At 65.0% G+C, this 19,564-nt stretch carries 20 protein-coding genes and 1 tRNA gene; 10 read left to right on the top strand and 11 right to left on the bottom strand.

The window, feature by feature from the left end; genetic code table 11:
- Positions 1–136 precede the first annotated feature (136 nt).
- Positions 137–556, top strand: a complete 420-nt coding sequence (locus JI664_RS17580) for a hypothetical protein (protein WP_207015080.1) — start codon at positions 137–139, stop codon at positions 554–556.
- 175 nt (positions 557–731) lie between these two features.
- A complete protein-coding gene (locus tag JI664_RS17585) occupies positions 732–1,280 on the top strand; it encodes a VOC family protein (RefSeq protein WP_207015220.1) in 549 nt (182 codons plus the stop codon).
- Positions 1,281–1,375: 95 nt separating this feature from the next.
- Here the strand turns inward: JI664_RS17585 and JI664_RS17590 are convergent, their stop codons facing one another.
- Together JI664_RS17590 and JI664_RS17595 are read right to left on the bottom strand one after the other, a co-directional pair.
- The gene (locus tag JI664_RS17590; RefSeq protein WP_207015081.1) at positions 1,376–2,059 is read right to left on the bottom strand and encodes a M48 family metallopeptidase; all 684 of its coding nucleotides are present in this window, start codon (positions 2,057–2,059) and stop codon (positions 1,376–1,378) included.
- Between the two features lie 68 nt (positions 2,060–2,127).
- A complete protein-coding gene (locus JI664_RS17595) occupies positions 2,128–3,102 on the bottom strand; it encodes a glucokinase (protein WP_207015082.1) in 975 nt (324 codons plus the stop codon).
- 161 nt (positions 3,103–3,263) lie between these two features.
- On the opposite strand from JI664_RS17595, the gene JI664_RS17600 reads away from it, so the two are divergent.
- Positions 3,264–4,286: a tellurium resistance protein gene (locus JI664_RS17600; protein ID WP_207015083.1), complete on the top strand. Its 1,023-nt coding sequence runs from the start codon at positions 3,264–3,266 to the stop codon at positions 4,284–4,286.
- Between the two features lie 27 nt (positions 4,287–4,313).
- Here the strand turns inward: JI664_RS17600 and JI664_RS17605 are convergent, their stop codons facing one another.
- From JI664_RS17605 to JI664_RS17640, 8 genes are all read right to left on the bottom strand, one after another.
- A complete protein-coding gene (locus JI664_RS17605; protein ID WP_207015084.1) occupies positions 4,314–5,423 on the bottom strand; it encodes a 2'-deoxycytidine 5'-triphosphate deaminase in 1,110 nt (369 codons plus the stop codon).
- 55 nt (positions 5,424–5,478) lie between these two features.
- Positions 5,479–5,556 (bottom strand) — tRNA-Pro (locus JI664_RS17610).
- A 163-nt stretch (positions 5,557–5,719) separates the two neighbouring features.
- A complete protein-coding gene (locus tag JI664_RS17615) occupies positions 5,720–6,652 on the bottom strand; it encodes a MerR family transcriptional regulator (protein ID WP_207015085.1) in 933 nt (310 codons plus the stop codon).
- 9 nt (positions 6,653–6,661) lie between these two features.
- Positions 6,662–6,973 carry an integration host factor subunit alpha gene (gene ihfA, locus JI664_RS17620; RefSeq protein ID WP_207015086.1) on the bottom strand — a complete coding sequence of 104 codons (312 nt, stop codon included), beginning with the start codon at positions 6,971–6,973 and terminating at the stop codon, positions 6,662–6,664.
- 115 nt (positions 6,974–7,088) lie between these two features.
- Positions 7,089–8,075 (bottom strand): beta-ketoacyl-ACP synthase III, encoded by a 987-nt coding sequence (locus tag JI664_RS17625; protein WP_207015087.1) that lies wholly within the window; start codon positions 8,073–8,075, stop codon positions 7,089–7,091.
- The gene (plsX, locus tag JI664_RS17630; RefSeq protein WP_207015088.1) at positions 8,072–9,202 is read right to left on the bottom strand and encodes a phosphate acyltransferase PlsX; all 1,131 of its coding nucleotides are present in this window, start codon (positions 9,200–9,202) and stop codon (positions 8,072–8,074) included. Before plsX ends, JI664_RS17625 begins: the two co-directional genes overlap by 4 nt.
- A gap of 23 nt (positions 9,203–9,225) precedes the next feature.
- Entirely contained in the window at positions 9,226–9,429 is a 204-nt protein-coding gene (rpmF, locus tag JI664_RS17635; protein WP_109532220.1) for a 50S ribosomal protein L32, read from the bottom strand.
- A 206-nt stretch (positions 9,430–9,635) separates the two neighbouring features.
- Positions 9,636–10,199 (bottom strand): YceD family protein, encoded by a 564-nt coding sequence (locus JI664_RS17640; protein ID WP_207015089.1) that lies wholly within the window; start codon positions 10,197–10,199, stop codon positions 9,636–9,638.
- Between the two features lie 232 nt (positions 10,200–10,431).
- On the opposite strand from JI664_RS17640, the gene JI664_RS17645 reads away from it, so the two are divergent.
- From JI664_RS17645 to JI664_RS17665, 5 genes are all read left to right on the top strand, one after another.
- Positions 10,432–10,929 carry an outer membrane protein assembly factor BamE gene (locus JI664_RS17645; RefSeq protein ID WP_207015090.1) on the top strand — a complete coding sequence of 166 codons (498 nt, stop codon included), beginning with the start codon at positions 10,432–10,434 and terminating at the stop codon, positions 10,927–10,929.
- A 133-nt stretch (positions 10,930–11,062) separates the two neighbouring features.
- Positions 11,063–11,860, top strand: coding sequence for a GNAT family N-acetyltransferase (locus tag JI664_RS17650; RefSeq protein ID WP_207015091.1), 798 nt, complete (start codon positions 11,063–11,065; stop codon positions 11,858–11,860).
- 167 nt (positions 11,861–12,027) lie between these two features.
- A complete protein-coding gene (gene rpsB / locus JI664_RS17655) occupies positions 12,028–12,795 on the top strand; it encodes a 30S ribosomal protein S2 (protein ID WP_207015092.1) in 768 nt (255 codons plus the stop codon).
- Between the two features lie 95 nt (positions 12,796–12,890).
- A complete protein-coding gene (gene tsf / locus JI664_RS17660) occupies positions 12,891–13,799 on the top strand; it encodes a translation elongation factor Ts (RefSeq protein ID WP_207015093.1) in 909 nt (302 codons plus the stop codon).
- A gap of 427 nt (positions 13,800–14,226) precedes the next feature.
- The gene (locus JI664_RS17665; protein ID WP_207015094.1) at positions 14,227–14,997 is read left to right on the top strand and encodes a helix-turn-helix transcriptional regulator; all 771 of its coding nucleotides are present in this window, start codon (positions 14,227–14,229) and stop codon (positions 14,995–14,997) included.
- Between the two features lie 400 nt (positions 14,998–15,397).
- Here JI664_RS17665 and rpe read toward each other — a convergent pair whose 3' ends face one another.
- Entirely contained in the window at positions 15,398–16,099 is a 702-nt protein-coding gene (gene rpe, locus JI664_RS17670; protein WP_207015095.1) for a ribulose-phosphate 3-epimerase, read from the bottom strand.
- Between the two features lie 100 nt (positions 16,100–16,199).
- On the opposite strand from rpe, the gene JI664_RS17675 reads away from it, so the two are divergent.
- Positions 16,200–18,815 carry a DUF2339 domain-containing protein gene (locus JI664_RS17675; protein WP_207015096.1) on the top strand — a complete coding sequence of 872 codons (2,616 nt, stop codon included), beginning with the start codon at positions 16,200–16,202 and terminating at the stop codon, positions 18,813–18,815.
- Positions 18,816–19,157: 342 nt separating this feature from the next.
- Positions 19,158–19,550 (top strand): hypothetical protein, encoded by a 393-nt coding sequence (locus JI664_RS17680; RefSeq protein ID WP_207015097.1) that lies wholly within the window; start codon positions 19,158–19,160, stop codon positions 19,548–19,550.
- Positions 19,551–19,564 lie beyond the last annotated feature (14 nt).

Genomic DNA, 19,564 nt, shown 5'->3' on the forward strand with positions numbered 1-19,564 from the left:
AGTTCGGACAGAACACAACCTCCCACGTCGCGCAGTCCGGCGGACAAACAGGCCTCACCGTACAGTTCGGGTGGTAAGCGCCCGCACCGCTTTTCCTCACGACCCCTTAGAAACCGCTTCTGAAAGGAGATTTCCAATGACCCATCCGCGCAAGATATCCGCGATTCTCGCCGCCACCGCCGCCCTCGGGGCGGGGGCTGCCGGGGCCACGACCATCGTTTCGGGCAGCAATTCGGTCTTCGTGCACCAATCGCCCGGCGGCACCGTGATCCGCCATGCCGAGCCGGTCGCGCGGACCACCGTGTTGCGCCAAGACGCGCCGCTGCGTTTCACCGAGACCCGCGTGCATATCGGCACGCACGAGCCGGACGTAACGCCTTATCCGCGCCTGTCGTTCTTCATGTACCTGCTGCCGTGGAACTGGGGCGCGTCCCCCGTCGCGCGCGAGCCGAGGGTCGAGGTCCGGCCCCGCATAATCCCGGACCATACGCCCGATCATGGCGTCAACCGCGCCGAGGCGATGATGGACCGGGTGATGTCGCGCATGAATCGCTGACAGCCGGTGCTTATTGCCACGGGCCGTTTTCAGGGCGGGGGCCAGGTGCCCCCGCTTTACTTTGCCACATCATTGCAAGTGCAACGATATTGACAGGTGCGGGCGATTCGTGATTTGAGGGCATCATAACATTGCACTTGCAATGAAACTGGAGGAAACGATGACCGCCCCCATTCTGAAGATCGAACAGATGCACCACGTCGCCTATCGCTGCAAGGACGCGAAAGAGACGGTCGAATGGTACACGCAGATGCTGAATATGGATTTCGTGCTGGCCATCGCCGAGGATCAGGTTCCCTCGACGCATGAGCCCGATCCCTACATGCATCTGTTCCTCGATGCCGGGAACGGCAACATCCTTGCCTTCTTCGAGCTGCCCACCAAGCCCGAGATGGGCCGCGATCCGAATACGCCTGCCTGGGTGCAGCATATCGCCTTCAAGGTGAAAGATCGCGACACGCTTGTGGCGTTCAAGGAGCATCTGGAATCGAAGGGCGTCGACGTGTTGGGCGTGACCGATCACTCGATCTTCCACTCGATCTATTTCTTCGACCCCAACGGCCACCGGATCGAACTGGCCTGCCCGGATCCCGAGGAAGAAGCGCTGCTCAAGCGGCTCGATTCGGTGAAGTGGGACATGCTGGAGGAATGGAGCCGGACCAAGCGCGCGCCGCAGCATGCGGCCTGGCTGCACGCGAAGGAATTGCACAAGGAAGAGGTGTGATTGTCACCCCTCTGTCACGCCTGCATGGCAGGGTGATCTTGTTTTCGAGCACCAAGTGATCGTCTGGGTGGGGCTTCGGCCTCACCCATCTTTTTTCAGGTGACTCGCCAGCGACGTTCGAGCTCTTCGATCGCGGCCACCCGGTCGGCGGTCTTGGGATGCGAGGCCAGCCAGACGGGCGGGGCGCCGCGCATGCCGGTCAGGCTTTCAAGCCGGCTCAGCAGCGATTTCTGCCCCTCGGTTCCGATCCCGGCCTTGGTCAGCAGGGCGGCGGCGTATTCGTCGGCCTCGTATTCATCCTTGCGGCTGAGGCCCGCGGCCAGCAGATGCACGAGGCCATTCGCCACGAGTATCCCGATCCCCGGCAGCAGGCGGCCCAGCACGGCGGCCAGCATCACCCGCACCGCGTTCTGGCCGGAAAAGTCGATCATCCGCTTGCGGGTATGGCCGAGCGCAACATGGCCCAGCTCATGCGCGATGACCGAGACAAGTTCTTCCGCGCTTACCTCGCCCGCCTTGTAGCGGTCGAGAAAACCGCGCGTCAGGAAGATCCGGCCATCGGGCGCGGCCAAGCCGTTGATGGTGGGGATTTCATAGACATTGACCTGAATGCGCTTGAGATCCAGCGCGCGGGCCAGACGCGCGGTCAGGGCTTCGAGCATCGGGTCCTTGAGCGGCGTCGAGCTTTGATCGAGCTCGCGCTTGGTGCGCCAGGCCGAGAAATGCCAGTAGATCAGGCCGTAACCGACGGCGAGCAGGATCGGAGCGAAGCGCAGCATGATCTGGATATGGCGGTTTGTGCGGCCTTGGGCAAGGCGCGCATGGTCACAGCCTCATCAGGCGTATCTCAGGCGGGCAGGGCGGTGAGCTGGGCGGCGCATCCTAGAAGGGCGGCGTAATCGTCTTCGACCACCGAGACCGGGAAGGCATCCATGAAATCCGAAAACCGGCCCATGTCGCGGAAGGTCTCGTCCATGCCGAGCGGCGCAAGACAGGGGGCCATGGCGCGCGCGACGCTGCCGATCAGGAAGATCCCGCCGAAGGGCAGATGCACCATCGCCAGCGAGGCCAGCGCGCGGCCCATGATGCGGGCGTAAAGCGTGCCGGTTTCCTGTGCGCCGGCATCGCCCGCGACGATGGCGGCGGTCAGATCGTTGCCCGACAGGCTGTGGCCCGTCACCCATTCGTGCAGCGCCACCAATCCGCGACCGCAGAGAACCTCTTCGATCGTGGCGATGCCGTGTTTCTCGGCCAGATGGCGGGCAAGCGCGGCTTCCTGATCGCCTTTGCGCGGCAGGTGGATATGGCCGCATTCGGATGGCGCGACATAGGTGCCGCCGGGAAGATGATGCACCGGCGCCGCGTTGAAACCGGTGCCAGCGCCGACGACAAGCTGGGCGGCGCCCGGTTCGGCAGGCTGGCCGGGCAGCAGGCTGCGCAGATGCCGCCGGTCGAGCGAGGCCAGCGCATGGCCCTGCGCCTGCAGGTCATTGAGGATCGACACCCGCTTGGTGCCGCCGACGCGGGCCAGATCCTCGGCCGTGATTTCCCAGTCCAGATTGGTCATCCGCGCCACGCCGCCACGAACCGGCCCCGCCGCCGCCACGCAGACGCCCGCACAATCGCCGGTCGCGGTGTCGGACAGGTATTGCGTCAGGATCTCGGACAGCGAGGCGCGCCCCTCATTGGGATACTTGCGGATCGAGCCCTGCCGCAGCACCCCCTCATCGGCCAAAGCCACGCGGGTATTGGTGCCGCCGATATCGGCGACAAGCTGCGGGGCAGGGGTAAAGGGCCAGGATTTCAGCGTGCGGTCTGTCATGCTTGGGGTCTTCGGGCTTGCTTGGATCGGTTCTTCTTAGCCGGATTGGCCCGGCTGCACTATGGCGAATGCAGGCCCGCAAGCTCCTGCGCGCGACGCCCTGTCCTCTTGCGCCGGGCGGATGGCTGCGGTTGAGTGACCGCGTATCCAGTGAGGACCCCATGTCTGACAGCCGCAAACCCGTTCCGCAGGTGAAATCGCGCCATTTCCCGCCGCCGCCGCCGCTGGTCGAAAAGACGCCGGGCCTGTGGCGCCGAACGCCGCCCGCCTTGTTCCCGGCGATCATGGGCCTGTTTGGGCTGGGGCTGGCATGGCGCATCTTGGCCCTGCAGCCGGGCCTCTTGCCGCTTGAACCGGTGGGCGAGGCGATCCTGGGCGCGGTGCTGCTGCTCTATGCCTTCTCGCTGATCGCGTGGCTGTCGAAACCCCTCCGCCGGCCCAAGGTGGTGCTGGACGAACTCAACATCCTGCCCGGACGCGCGGGCATGGTGGCGCTGGCCCTGTCGATGGTGCTGGCGGCCTCGGCAATACGGCCCTATGCGCCGCAGCTGGCGCTGGTGCTGGTCTTTCTGGGCATGGCCGCGCTTGCGGTGATTGGCGGGCTGATCACGTGGAAAGTGGGAACCGGCCCCAAAGAAGGGCGCGGCGTCACGCCGGTCTTTCACCTGACCTATGTGGGCTACATCCTTGCGCCGCAGACGCTGATCCCGCTGGGTTTCGAAGGGCTTTCGCGGGTGATTTTCTGGGTGACGATGGTCAGCGCGGTGCTGATCTGGCTGGCGAGCCTTGCGCAATTCCTGCGCCGCAACCCGCCCGCGCCACTGCGACCGCTCATGGGGATCCATGCCTCGCCCGCCGCGATCTTCGGGGGCGTCGCGGTCTGGCTGGGCTATCCGCTGATCGGCGCGGGCTTCGCGCTGTTCGCGCTGGCCTTGGTCGTGGCTTTCATCGCCTCTGCCAAGTGGTTGCTGGCGTCGGGTTTTTCGCCGCTATGGGGGGCGCTGACCTTCCCGCTGGCGGCGACCGCTGCGGCTTGCATTCTGGCGCTGGGACAGCCGGGGCTGTGGATCGGCGCTGTGCTGCTCGCGCTGGCCAGCGGATTCAACCTGTTCGTCGCGTTCCAGGTGTTCAAATCCTGGGCCAAGGGCGAGTTGGGCGCGAAGACCAACGCGGCAATTGCCTAACGAAACGGGGGCCTTGCGGCCCCCTTTTTACTTGAAGTGCTTGGACAGTTTCAGCCCCTGTCCCTGATAATTCGACGCAATCCCTGCGCCGTACAGAAGGTCCGGCTCGGCGCTCATGCGCTCATAAACCAGCCGCCCGACGATTTGCCCGTGTTCCAAGGCGAAGGGCGCCTCGTGGCAGCGCACCTCCAGCACTCCGCGCGAGCCCACGCCATCGGCGGCGGCATGGCCGAAGCCCGGATCGAAGAAACCCGCATAATGCACCCGGAACTCGCCCACCATCGCCAGATAGGGCGCCATTTCAGCCGCATAGAGCGGCGGAATGCAGACCGCCTCGCGGCTGACAAGGATGTAGAACGCGCCGGGATCTAGGATCAGCTGCCCGGTCGTTGTGTGCAGCTCTTCCCAGAATTCGGCGGTCTCGTAAGCGCCGATGCGGTCGAGATCGATCACGCCTGCATGCGGCTTGGCCCGGTAGCCCACCAGATCGCCCGCTCGGGGCTTCAGATCGACGGAGAAACCCAGCCCCTCGGAAATCAGCGCCTCGCCCGACACAAGCGGGGTCTGCGCGTGCAGGGCCGACAATTCGGTATCCGACAGCACCGCCTGACCGCGCCGCAGCCGGATCTGGTTCAGCCGCATCCCCGGACGCACCAGCACCGAGAACGAGCGCGGGCAGATCTCGGCATAGAGCTTTCCGGTGTAACCCGCTGGCACGCGGTCGAATTCCACGCCGTCATCGGTGATGACCCGGACCAGAAGATCCAGCCGCCCGGTCGAGCTTTTGGCATTCGTCACGGCGCTCAGGTCTTGCGGAAGCGCCAGCGTTTCGGCCAGTTCAACGACATAAACGCAGCCCTTTTCCAGCACCATGCCCGACTCGATCGAGAATCGGTGCATCTCGAATTCCGGCAGGCGGGCGGCGACGCTTTTGCCGCGTCCGGGCAGGAACGAGGCGCGCAGCCGCACGGCGGTGTCACCCAGCCGCAGATCGAGGCTTGCGGGCTGGATCTGCTCGGCACGGATGGCGGGCTGCGCCGCGATGGCGCCCTGTTCGATCAACCGGCGCAGGCTTTGGGACGGCAGGACACCGGCAGAAGCGGACACAGCGGATGCGGACGTGGCTGATGCGGGCATGACACCTCCTCATGTGCAAACCGCCCGTGACCGGGTGGTCACGGGCGGTTTGAATTGGTCGGGCTGGCGAGATTCGAACTCACGACCTTCCGTCCCCCAGACGGACGCGCTAACCAAGCTGCGCCACAGCCCGACGAGGCGCTTTCTACCGCTTTTGACGGCGGGGGCAAGCAACAATTTGCCTCGGGGCGCGGGAAAATTCTGCCCGCTACGCTGACGTTGAGATCGTGCGAAAGGGCGCGGCCCGGAGAGGCCACGCCAAGGCGGGGTGGAACCTTGGGAAAGGGCCGATACGCCTACCAGCGCCCGGCGCCCGAGGCTTCGGACATCCGCTCGAGCAGCGAATCGATACGCCGGGCGAGCATGTCGGCGCGGTCGCGCTGAGGCCCCAGAGCCCCACGCTTCATGCCGCGCAGGCGACGGGCGATAAGCGCACGATCCGACGGCTCGTTGAGGACCACGCTGTCCGCCGCTTCAGGCGCCGCTTCTGGCACGGCTTCGGGGGCCGGGCGCGGGGCAGGACGAGGTGCGGGACGGGGCGCGGGCCGCGCGGCAACGGGCGGCTCGGTGTCGTCTACGGCCTCGGTCTCCTGCGGGGCGCCGCTGCGTTGCGCCGCAGGTTCGGGCGCGGGCTCGTCCGCGGCGCTTTCTGCGACGGTTTCTTCCGCAGGCTCAGGCACCCTTTCCGGCGCTGTGTCGGGGGCGGTATCGAGCGCCTCAGTCGTGTCCTCGTCATCGGCCACTTCCGTGCCAAGCGGGGCGTCGGCCTCGTCATCCGCTGCGCGCGGCGCTTCTGACGGGGCTGCCGGTTCTTCGGTGCGACGCGTGGCGAAGACCTCATCAAGCGGTTTCGGCGCTCCGGCGTCGGCTTCCACCTCGGCCTCGGCCTCGGCCTCGGGCGCGGGCACCTTGGCCTGTTCCTGCTCTTCGACCGTATCCTCGCCCACCAGAGCGGGCAGCGGGCCGCCGAGAGAGGCCACATGCTTCACGCCCTGCTCTTGCAGCACGCGCTGAACCCCGCGAATCGTCACATGGTGTTCTTGCAGCAGCGACTTGATGCCGTTGATCAGCGCAACGTCATCGGGGCGGTAATAGCGCCGCCCGCCGGCGCGCTTGACGGGCCGGATCTGATAGAACTTGCTTTCCCAGAAGCGAAGGACATGCGCGGGAGTGTCAAGGATTTCAGCCACTTCGCTAATGGTGCGAAAGGCATCGGGCGCCTTTTTCATAGGGTCCGCTTATGCTTTGCCGCGCAAGTTCCCGCGCGAGACACGATCTTTCATCAAGTGCGACGGCCGGAAGGACAGCACGCGGCGCGGGCTGATCGGCACCTCTTCTCCGGTCTTCGGATTGCGGCCCAGTCGCTCGGCTTTCGAGCGCACGCTGAACGTGCCGAAGGACGAAATCTTGACCTGTTCGCCCTCGACCAGCGCGTCCGACATGTACTGGATCACCGATTCCACGAGCGCCGCAGATTCGTTGCGCGACAGACCGACTTCGCGAAACACCGCCTCGCTCAGATCCATCCGTGTCAGAGTCTTTCCGCTCATCCCGATCTCCCCGGCGATTGACAGGCTTTTATCGGAAAATGAGCCAAGAAAATTATCCTGTCAACAGCGGGGTTTGCGACGCGTTGTTTGCACTGCGTGATAAGCGGGGGCCTGCTTACCAGCGCAGCACCACCGCGCCCCAGGCCAGCCCGCCGCCGATCGCTTCGGTGACGATCAGATCGCCGGGCTTGATGCGGCCATCCGACGCCCCCACCGACAACGCCAGCGGGATGGAAGCGGCCGAGGTATTGCCGTGATCCTGCACCGTGACGATGACGTTCTCCATCGACAGGCCCAGCTTTTTCGCCGTGCCCTGAATGATGCGGATATTCGCCTGATGCGGCACGACCCAGTCGACATCGCCCGCGCCCAGACCCGCCCGCGACAGGGCGGTGTTGGCGGTTTCTGCAAGCTTTTCAACGGCGTGTCGGAACACCTGATTGCCCTGCATGCGCAGGTAACCGGCGGTTCCGGTGGTTCCGACGCCGCCATCAACATAGAGCAGGTCGCGCAATTTGCCGTCCGAATGCAGATCGACCGACAGCACGCCGCGATCGTCGGATGTGCCGTTGCCGGGTTGGGCATCCAGGATGATCGCACCGGCACCGTCGCCGAACAGAACGCAGGTCGAGCGGTCGGTCCAGTCCATGATCCGGCTAAAGGTTTCGGCCCCGATCACCATCACGCGGCGCGCCTGACCGGCGGCAATCAGCGCGCTGGCATTGCCGAGCGCATAGACAAAACCCGCACAGACCGCCTGCACATCGAAGGCAAAGGCGCGGCTGGCATCGATTCCGTCCTGCACCATGGTGGCGACGGACGGGAAGGTCAGATCGGGCGTCGAGGTCGCGACGATGATCGCATCGAGCGTGTCAGCATCGATACCGGCATTCTCGAGAGCGGCGCGCGCGGCCTTGATCGCAAGATGCGAGGTCATCTCGCCTTCGGCGGCGAAATGGCGACGCTCGATCCCCGAGCGGGACTTGATCCACTCGTCCGAAGTATCCAGCGTCTGGGTAAAGGCTTCGTTTTCGACCACGCGCTCGGGAAGGTAATGTCCATGGCCGATGACCACGGCGCGCGTGACGGTATTCTGGCTCATTCGTGCTCTCCGCTTGGGGGCGCATCCTGAGCCGTCTTGGCGGCAATCACAAGCCGTTCCGCCATCCGGCCCTGATAGCCCGATTGCGCCAGCTTGGCGGCCAGCCCGATAGCGGCGGCGACCCCGGTCGCATCGGCCGAGCCGTGCGATTTGACGACGGTCCCGTTGAGACCAAGGAACACGCCGCCATTGACGCGGCGCGGATCGATTCGCGTGCTCAGGCGCCGCAAAGCGCCCCGAGCGAGAAGGGCGGCCAGCATCGCCAGCGGCCCCGAGGAAAGGGATTCGCGCAGCAGGCCCGAGACCAGCTTGGCCGTGCCTTCGCCGGTTTTCAGCGCGACATTGCCGGTAAAGCCGTCGGTGACGATGACGTCCACGCGTTCGGACGGAATGTCGGATCCTTCGACAAAGCCCACATATTCGTAGCGCCCGGTTTCTTCGTGCTTCGCGATCAGCTCGTGGGCGGCCTTGATCTCGGCGCGGCCCTTATGCTCTTCGGTCCCGACATTGAGCAGCCCGACACGCGGTCGCGGCTCGCCGAATCCGTTGCGGAAATAGGTCACGCCCATGATCGCATAGGCCAGCAGATCCTCGGCCTCGGCCTTCACGTCGGCGCCGACATCGAGCATCGTGTTGAAGCCGTGATGGCCGCGCGCGGGCCAGAGGCAGGCGATGGCAGGGCGGTTCACACCCTCCATCCGCCGAAGCTGAAGCATCGACACGGCCATCAGCGCGCCGGTATTGCCGCAGCTGACCGCCGCGTGCCCATGCCCGTCCTTGAGCGCGGCGATGGTGGACCACATCGAGGTGTCCTTGCCATGGCGCATGATGTGGCTGGGCTTGTCGTTCATGGTCACAGCCCGGTCGGCATGAACCAATGACAGACGGCCCGCAAGCGTAGGCTCGCGGGCGATCAGCGGCTCAAGCGCCGCGCTGTCTCCGTGCAGGAGAATATCGATGGCGGGATCGTCTTTCAGCGACTGGACACAGCCAGCAACCACGACCGAGGGGCCGCGATCGCCACCCATGGCGTCTACGGATATCACGATCCGTCCGGTCGTACCCCGCTCAACCGGCTGGGTGTCAACCGGCTGACCGGCGTGCGGATGGTCCTGATCGGATTGCATCATTGCCCCGCCGGTCGAAACCGTCAGGCCGCGTCGTCTTCCAGGTCGACTTCGGCCTGCACGACGACTTCACGGTTGTCGTAATGGCCGCAGGACGGGCACACGTGGTGCGGGCGCTTCAGCTCACCGCAGCTGGTGCATTCGTTCGGGTTGCCCGCGACGAGCGCGTCGTGCGAACGACGCATGTTACGACGGGAACGGGTCACGCGGTTCTGTTGAACGGCCATGTTAACCTCTGCTCTTATTCAGGGGACCGACCGGGCGGCCCGTGTCTGTGGAAACTTGCTGCGACGGGGCATTACACCGCCAAGGCAGGCAATGAAAGACCTAACGTGCATGAGGCGCGGAACATAGAAGGTTTTTCGCGCCTTGCAAGGGGACTTCCGGAGCTTTCAGCGCCTGTTTTGCAAGGTTTTCGGCGTCTGGACGCCGCTCAACCCTGATCGGTGTCCTTTTTCAGCGCCGCGAGGGCGGCGAAGGGATTCGGGCGCTCGTCCTCGCCCAGATCGTCGGTGGCCGAGTCGGGCAGTTCAGCGCCGTCGATGCGCGGATAATCGGGCAAAGCGAGCGCCAGCGCTTCGGCCATCACCACGCCGGGGTCGATCACCGGGCCCAGCGGCTCGCGGGTGTCATCCTCGGGGATCTCGGTCTCGGTCTCGCTGGGCTCGTCCATGTCGCGCACGAAGATTCGGGTGACGGGGGTGTCAATGCGGGTCGAGACCGGCTCGGCGGTGATCACGCATTCCTGCACGACAGTCGCGCCAAGCATCCCGTCAAGACGCCAGTCATGTTTGCCCTCGGCCACGACCGTGCCGCGGAAATCGAGCTTGCGGATTTTCTGCGCGCCCAGCGACTGGGCCAGATCCGCGCGTGCCTCGGCATTGGGCGCAAGGTGGAACCGCGTCACCGTCTTGGGCGACAGGTCGCGCAGGCGCAGCGTCAGTTTCAGGCTGTCGCTTTCGCGCAGCGGGCCGGAGGGGCTGGATTGCTCGCTCATCTGGGGCCTCCTGTAGTATGCATGCGCACCCTATGCCTGTGTTTTGTCGCTTTGGAAATGGCAAGGCGGCGCGCTGGCGGGCGCACATTCCCGCGAGGGCGGGCCACAAGCGATCCTCGGGCCGGTTCCTTTCTTGAACACTGCGCTGGGTTTTAGTAACCCCAGAGGCGCTGTCAGCTCCGGTGCGGACAGCGCTGAACACGGACACCGGACAGAACGCACGGAGACGGGCATGACGGATCGCGCGACGCAGAGCAGGCTGGCTTCGGGCAAGAAACGTGTCGGCGCGGGTATTGCCCGCCGCCTGATCGCTCCGCTTCTGGGGGCCGCTTTGCTGGTGGGCGCCTGTTCGCCGATCATGACCTATCACGGCTACGCCCCCACCGACGACCTGCTGGCCCAGATCGAAGTCGGGCGCGACAATCGCGAAACCGTGGCCGAAACCATCGGACGCCCCGGCATGGGCGGCGTGATGGAGGGCTCGGGCTGGTTCTATGTACAATCCGACTGGCGTCAGCGCGGCTGGCGCGCCCGCGAAGAGGTCGACCGTCAGGTCGTCGCCATCAGCTTCGACGCCAATGACCGGGTTTCGAATATCGAACGTTTCGGCCTACAGGATGGCGAAGTCATCGCCCTGTCGCGCCGCGTGACCGATGCCGGCCCGCGTCCGAGCATCGTCTCGCAGGTTCTGGCGGTGCTGGGCAACTTCACGGCTGGGTCGTTCCAGTAATCCGAAGGGTCACTCCCTTTATCTTTGTCGGGCTTTGTCTTTGTCAGGCCCCGCGTGGCAGGGGGTCGCGCGGCGTCTGACAAATGTCATGAAACGGTGATACATTGGGACCGCACAACTTGCCGGAGCCCCTTTGAGACACGCCAGTTTTCCTGACCCTGTCCTGACGCCCGATCCTTTCGGCCCGCCGGTCCACACCGGCGGGCGGATGGTGCGGCTGGCCGGTCCGTCGGACATGGCGGCTGTGCTGGCCTTGCGCGGGCGGGCGTTTCGCGGCGGCGCCGAAGACAGCGATGCCTATGACCGCGATTGCCTGCATCTGTGGGTCGGGGCCGATACGCGCGGCGCGCCGCCTCTGGCTACGCTGCGAATCCTGCGCCATCCCGATGCTAGTGCGCTGCTTTCGGGCTATGTCGCGCAGCATTACGACCTGCGCGCGCTGGCGCAGGCGGGCGAGGCCTCGGGCGCCGAGACGCTGGAACTGGGGCGGCTTTGTATCGAGCCGGCGATCGGGGCAGGGGGCGGCGATCTGTTGCGGCTGCTCTGGGCTGGCGTGACCCGCGTGGCCTTCGGGGTCGGCGCGGCGCGGCTGGTGGGCTGCACGTCGTTTCACAGCACCGACGCGGCATCCCTCGATCCCGCATGGTCCTATCTGAAAGCCCGCGCGTCCGGACCCGACGGGCTGACACCCGGCCGCAAAGCGCCCGAGATCTATCCGTTCGACGCCCTTCCGCCGCAGCCCAGCCCCGAGGGGCAATCAAAGGTACCGCCGCTTTTGCGGGCCTATCTGTCGATGGGCGGCTGGGTATCCGATCACGCCGTGATCGACCGGGATCTGGGCACCTGCCACGTCTTCACCTGCGTGGATATCGCCGCGATGCCGCCCGCACGGCTGCGAATCCTGCGCCAGACGGCAGGAATGACGCCGTAAGCGCAGGTTCGCGCGTCACGCCTCTTGCGCCGCGCTGCGGGCTGCGGTATTGCGCGCGCACTTCACAGGCGGGGTCGGGCCCTGCGGGGAGACATCCCGCAACGGTCCACCGGTTGGGTTTTGACCCATAAGCCCCGTCCAAGGCGTAAACCGGAAAGGACACGGACATGGCGCTTCCCGAATTCTCCATGCGTCAGCTCTTGGAAGCTGGCGTTCACTACGGACACCAGACCCAGCGCTGGAACCCGCGCATGGGCCCGTATATCTACGGCGACCGTAACGGCATTCACATCATCGACCTGACGCAGACCGTCCCGATGCTGGATCAGGCGCTGAGCGTCATCCGCGAGACCGTCGCCAAGGGTGGCCGCGTTCTGTTCGTCGGCACCAAGCGTCAGGCCTCGCGCCAGGTCGCGGAAGCCGCTGAAAAATGCGCTCAGTACTACATGAACCACCGTTGGCTCGGCGGCACGCTGACCAACTGGAAAACCGTGTCGCAGTCGATCCAGCGCCTGAAGCAGATCGACGAAGTCATGGAGCGCGGCGCCGCCGGCCTGACCAAGAAAGAGCGTTTGGGCATGGAGCGCGAGCAGACGAAACTGCAAGCCTCGCTCGGCGGGATCCGCGAAATGGGCGGTCTGCCGGACCTGCTGTTCGTGATCGACGTCAACAAGGAAGACCTGGCCATCCTGGAAGCCCGGAAGCTGGGCATTCCGGTCGTCGCCGTGGTCGATACCAACTGCTCGCCCGAAGGCGTGGACTACATCATCCCCGGCAACGATGACGCCTCGCGCGCCATCGCGCTGTATTGCGACCTCGTGGCCCGCGCCGCGCTCGACGGCATGTCGGCGCAGCTGGGCGCCGCCGGTGTGGACCTTGGCGAGCTGGAAGAAGCTCCTGCCGAGGAAACCGTGTCGGAAAACGCCGACGCCTGATCGTTACGCGGCTGCCCTAACAGGGTGCCGCTGAGACAGGCGTGACATCGGGCAGGGGCAACCCTGCCCGCATCCCCAATTCAAGGAGAGAGATCATGGCGATTACTGCTGCGATGGTTAAAGAACTGCGCGAGATGTCGGGCGCGGGCATGATGGACGCCAAGAAGGCGCTCGTCGAAAACGACGGCAACATGGATGCCGCCATCGACTGGCTGCGCACCAAGGGTCTGGCCAAGGCCGCGAAGAAATCGGACCGCGTGGCGGCCGAGGGTCTTGTCGGCGTCGCCGTCGACGGTGGCCGTGGCGTGGCGATCGAGATCAACTCGGAAACCGACTTCGTCGCCAAGAACGAAGACTTCCAGAACCTCGTGCGTGACGTGGCCAAGGTTGCCCTGCAGACCGGCGAGTCGGTCGAAGTGGTCAAAGCCGCCGATCTGAACGGCGAGACCGTCGAGAACGTCATCAACGGTGCTATCGCGCGCATCGGCGAAAACATGACCTTCCGCCGCATGCACCTGCTCGAAGGCGATACCGTCGTGACCTATGTGCACAACGCCGCCGCCGAAGGCATGGGCAAGATCGGCGTGCTGGTCGCGCTGAACGGTCCGGCCGACAAAGCGCAGGAAATCGGCAAGCAATTCGCCATGCACATCGCCGCCACCGCGCCGATGTCGCTGTCGGAAGCAACGATGGACAAGGAAGTTGTCGAGCGCGAGCTGCAGGTGCAGACCGCCAAGGCGCTGGAAGAAAACGCCACCGCGACCAAGCCGAAGCCCGAACAGGTGATCCACAACAACATCATCCCGGGCCGCATGAAGAAGTTCCTCGCCGAGAACACGCTTCTGGGCCAGTCCTTCGTGATCAACCCCGATCTGACCGTCGAGCAGGCGGCCAAGGAAGCGGGTGTCGAGATCACCGGTTTCGCGCGCGTCGCCGTGGGCGAAGGCGTCGAGAAGAAAGAAGAGGATTTCGCGGCCGAGGTTGCGAAAACGCTCGCCGGCTAAGCCCGGATTTCACGATTTTCGGAAAGGGCGGTCCTTCGGGGCCGCCCTTTTTTTCATGCCGTCAGTCACGCGGGTTTCTGCGCTGGACTGCCTGAGCGCGCAGGGCGCCGCTTCAATCTATGCGGTAGCTTGGGCATCTGTTACTTCCGAACAATTGCGTCGGGTTTGGCGTAAACGCTTGAATTCTTTGTTTCCGCACCGCACATTCAGGCCATAACTTCCCAAGATTGTAACATTTTTGAACCATGTTTCACCGCATACTTGTTCGGAACGCCCCGACTCGCCCGCGCGTGATGTGCGGTCGCCGCGCTAATGGGATCGCATGATGCTTGAACAGACGTCTTTCACATGGTCTGACATGTCTCCGGTCGCCACGAAGCCCTTGCAGACCCTCACTGTAGAGGGGCTGTCCGCCCGATTGGCGCAGATGCTGGCAAGTCGGGATCAGGCGGTGATCTGGAAGCTTGCCTGCGACTTCTTCCGCAGCCTGGGTTTCGAGCAGGTACTGTATGGCTACTCGCCCGATTCGCGCGGTCAGAAGCTCGGCGCGCCCGAGGATTTTCTGATCCTGTCCACGATGCCCAAGGCAGTCATCACCGAACTGGTCGAGCAGGGCTATTTCCGCATGAGCTGCACGTTTCACTGGGCGCTCGAAAACACCGGCATCGCGTCGTGGTCAATGAGCTACGAAGAAGCCGGGCTTGCCGATCAGATGGATATCCGGCCCGAAGGGCTGGATTTCTTCGCACGGCACGATCTGGTCAATGGCTGCTGTATCGGCTTCCCGAAAGAGCGGACGCGGGGCAGGGGTGTCATGGCGCTCATTGCCCCTGCGGTTGTGTCCCAGGAAGAGGTCGACCGCCTGCTGGCCGACCTGCATGACGTGATCTTCTCGGTTGCGTCCGTGGCGCATAAGAGCTTGTCGATTCTGCCCTATCACGAAAGCGGTCGGCGGCTGTCGAAGCGTCAGCGCGAAGTGCTGGAATGGGTGGCCGACGGCAAGACCTCGGCGGATATCGCGATGATCATGGGAATCACCGTCTCGACGGTAGAGAAACACCTGCGACTCGCCCGCGAAACGCTGGGGGTCGAAACGACCGCGCACGCGATCAGCAAGGCCGCTTACCTCAATCAGGTCTTCGTCGCGAGCCCGGCTGAGCATGGAACGATGACTACAATCTCTGCATGGGACGCCTGACTCTCATTTTGCGTCAAAATCGCAAATTGCAACCGGCTCTGTGTGCATCTTGCAAACGAGTTTTTATCTTTGGGTATGGTTTTTCATACTGACATGCTGTGCGCAATTCCCTTAGTCTAGAGCCAGTAATGAGTAATGATGGAAGTGCCCGCTTCGCCAACCAGATCGGGTGCTTTGTTCCGTCATATGCGTATTCTTGCCGTGTCCTTTCCCAACCCGATGCAGCAAGACAGTCCGGCGCGACCTCACGGTCGCGCCGGAATGCTTCGTGGCCGCGACCGGAACAACGCGACATCAGGCCACCCGGTTCCCCTTTGACAATACCAATGAAAACGGCCCCGTCGCGCAGGACAGGGCCGGGCTGAAGGTCTGCAAAATGCAACCGAAGGCTGAGCGCCTGTCAGGCCATGCGAGCGCCCGACGCGCGATCCACGGCGTCCCGGATCGCCCGCATGTTGGCGCCGTAGGGTTCGGGGTTCTCCACCGAGCCGCCCTTGAACACCGCCGACCCCGCGACCAGCACATCCGCGCCGGCCGCCACGACCTTGGGCGCGGTCTCGGGCGTGACGCCGCCGTCGATCTCGATATGGATGGGCCGGTCGCCGATCATGCTGCGCAGGGCACGGATCTTGGCGCTCATATCGATGAATTTCTGCCCGCCGAAACCGGGATTCACCGTCATCACGCAGATCAGGTCCGTCAGGTCGAGCACATGCGCCACCGCCTCGGCCGGGGTGCCGGGGTTGAGCGCCACGCCCGCCTTTTTCCCCGTTGCACGAATGGCTTGCAGGGTGCGGTGAATGTGCGGTCCGGCCTCGACATGGGCGGTGATGATATCGGCCCCGGCCTCGGCGAAGGCCTCGATATAGGGATCGACGGGGGCGATCATCAGATGCACGTCCATCACCGTCTTCACATGCTTGCGGAAGGCAGCGACGGCGGGCGGGCCGAAGGTCAGGTTGGGGACGAAATGGCCATCCATCACGTCGACATGGACCCAATCGGCGCCCTGCGCTTCGATGGCCTGGATCTCGCGGCCGAAATCGGCGAAATCGGCGGAAAGGATCGAGGGCGCGATCTTGATCGGCGACGGGAAACTCATGACAGGCATAGCTCCGGTATGGCAGGGTCGATGCGTGGTGCCCTAAGCCATCGCCGCGCGCCCGTCCATACCAAACCGCAGGCCCAGCAAGGAGCGCTGCATGCGCGATGACCTGACCATCCTTTTCGTCCTTCTTCTGGGATTGGCGCTGGCGCTGGCCTTTCGCCGGCTGCGCGCGCTCGAAAGCCGTGTGCGGTCGCTCGAAGCCCAGGCGCGCAGGACGCCAGCGGCAACAGACGAGCGGGAGCAGGGCGGCCCGCTGCTAACACCCGCCGCGGCATCGCGATGGCCGCTTGCCCGATCCGACGACGAGGTGCGGCCCGAGGAAAGCGGCCCGCCCGCAAGGCCATCGACGCCCGCGCTGCCGGTCTTGAGGCAGGCGATGCGCCGCGCCATGGACTGGCTGCGTGCCAACTGGATCTATCCGGTGGCGGGCACCGCGCTGATCATGGCGGCGATCTATCTGGTGCAATATTCCATCGAAAAGGGCCTGTTGTCGCCCGCGGCGCGCATCGCTCTGGCGGTCGTGCTGGGGACCGCGCTGATCGCCGGGGCCGAGGCGCTGCGCCGTCGCTGGGGCGATGGCGAGACCGGCGCCCGGCTGGTCCCCGCGACGCTCGCAGGGGCAGGCGTGGTCGCGCTGTTCGCCGCCGTTCTGGCCGCGTTTCATCTTTACGCGATGCTGGGCCAGATCGGCGCCTTTGCCGCGCTGGCCGCCATCGCCGCCTTTGCCATGGCGCTGGGATGGGTCCACGGGCCGCTTCTGGCCGCGATCGGCGTGATCGGCGGCTGCGCTGCGCCATTTCTGCTGGGCGGCGGATCCGCGCCCGGCGCGCCGATCTTCGGCTATTTCCTGATCCTGTCGCTGTTGGGGCAGGGGATCGACGGCTATCGGCGCTGGGGCTGGGTGTCGATCCTTGCCGTGCTTCTGCCGCTGGGCGGAGGCTGGCTGATGGCGCAGGCCGGCGGACCCGGATGGGCGCTGGCTGCGATGGCGCTTGGCATCGCGGTGCTTGCCCTGGCGCTGCCGGGCGGGACACTCATCCCGCAGGCTGAGGGCCCGATGCCGCATCGCTGGCGACAGGCGCGGCCGTCGCTGGCCGTGTTGGCCGGGACTTTGGCGGTGCTGGGCGCCTTGCTGGCGATCCTGAGCGCCGTCCGCTCGCCCGAAAGCCTCATGGCGATCGGGATCTTCGCGGTGATCCTGCCGATCTGGACCCGCCGCGCGCCGGCCTTCGCAAGCCTCGCTCTGCCGGTGGCCGCCGCAATCCCGGTGGCTGTCGGCGTAAGCCTGATGACCACGCCGCTGTTCTTGTCTTTCGTGCTGAATGCCAAGACATGGAGCGTTGTGACAACGCTGACGCTGTCTGTACTGGCCGGGGCCGCGATGCTCTGGCGCAGCGAGGACAATCCCGCACAGCGCAGCTACTGGGGAATTCTTGCCATCGTCACGCCCGGCGCGACCGCGATCGCAATCGAGCTGTTCTGGCGCCCGCTGACGCTGTTGCCATTGCTATGGCCCTTTGCGGTGATGGCGCATGCCGGGGCCGCGAGCGCCGTCGCCATTTGGGCGGCGCGGCGCGATCAGGGGCAGGGCGCGCGTCTGGGCGCGGCGCTTGTCGGGACCTATACGATGATCGCGCTGGCGATGACGCTGCTGATCTCGGAAGCGGCGCTGTCGATGGCGCTGGCAGTGCTGCTGGTCAGCGCGGGCGCGATGGATCGCCGCTTCAACCTTCCCGCGCTGGGTTGGGTCATGGGACTGGGTGCCCTGGCTTTGGGCTGGCGGCTGATGCTGGTGCCGGGGCTTGGTCCGCTGCTCGACGGCGAGGTGTCTACGCTCGATGTCTGGCTGACCTTTGTCGCGGTGCTGGCGGGGCCGTTGGCGGCGCTTGCGCTGATCCGCAGCCTGACACCGCATCCCGCGCGTGACTGGGGGCGTGTGGTTGCGGAGACGACGCTGAGTGCAAGCGTTCCGGTGGTTCTGATGGTGATCTTCGGACGGTTTCTCGACGGCATCTCGGCCCATGCCGGGCTGGGCATCGAGGCCAGCGTGCTGATCGCGATGGCCTGGGTTCAGGCAGAGCGCGCCGAGCGGCTGTCATCCAGCCGAGCGATGCTGTTGGTGCGACGCATCCTGTGCTGGGGGCTGGGCATCGCGGCGGCATTCTGCCTGTGGGTCGGCGCGGTAATCCTGTCGCCGGTTGTCGGCTTTGGCAGTTCGGTTTCGGGCTGGCCGATCCTGAACGATCTGGCGCTGGCCTACGGCGCGCCCGCGCTTCTGCTGTGGTGGACGTTTCGCAAGCAGGGCGGAAAACGGGGCCTGCTGGGCCGCCTGACGGCGCTGGCGCTGCTTGGGATATGGATTGCCACGGTGATCCGGCATCTGTGGCATGGCAGCGCCGGGATGACGCTGGACGCGGGCTTCCTGCAGGGCGAGCTCTACGCCTATACGCTGGCACTTCTGGCGGCGGGCGCGGTGGCCATGGCGGTTGCGCTGCGGACCGGACGACACATGATCCGCGTGGCGGGGCTGGCGCTGATCGGCGTCGCGGCTGCCAAGGCGTTTCTGATCGACGCCTCGGGATTGTCGGGCCTGATGCGCGTGGGGGCGTTCCTTGGGCTCGGACTGTCGCTGGTCGCGCTGGCATGGTTGAACGCGTGGGTCACGGCGCGGATGCCGAAGCGGGAACCTAAGATAGCGCAACCGGATTAAAGGGCACGGGTCACCACCATACAATAGTCGTATAATCTGTATTATGTAACTTACGGGCGTATACGATGACGCCGAATTGCCGGGATTGTCTCTTAGAAACGCCCCGTAAGCCTCCCAAAACAGCCGCAAACATCGCTCATGCTTGCTTTTTGTGTGAAGTTATGAAGACTACGCGCCACCGAACGCCGGTTGCTCATCTGCTCATGGAGATTCCCGGCGTTCCAGCGCAACGGGATATCCCATGAGATCATGCCTTTACGAGTTGTTAATGATTGAGACCTATCCGGGATCTGTTGCATCGCAAGCCCCGGCTTGTTCTCCGGTGACGAAGGAAAAACGCGCATGATCCTCGGCCACGCGCCCCAACAGCAACATCAGGGCGTCGAGCCCATCGACCATCCGCTTGCCGCGTTTCGATCCGTGCTGATCGTCGATGCGTCGGAAGCGATGCGCTTTCTCGACGCGCGCCCGCACCGGCAAAGCGTCGTGCTGACGCAAAAGCGCCTGTTGAGCCGTGCGATGCTGGCCTCGGTACAGCCCGACGCGATCATTGCCCCGCTGATCGCGCCCGACTGGGATGTCGTCGATCTGGGCCTGACACTGGAAGAGATGGGATATCGCGGCCATCTTTTCGCCCTGTCGCGGCGGTTGCCGCATGCCGAACTGGTGATCCGCGAATTCGCGGCCATCTGCCCGCAGCTTGCGGTCGAGTTGCTGAACAACCCGCAGGACTGAGCCTGCGGGCCGCA

Source organism: Rhodobacter sp. NTK016B, assembly GCF_017303295.1.
Lineage (GTDB): Bacteria > Pseudomonadota > Alphaproteobacteria > Rhodobacterales > Rhodobacteraceae > Pararhodobacter.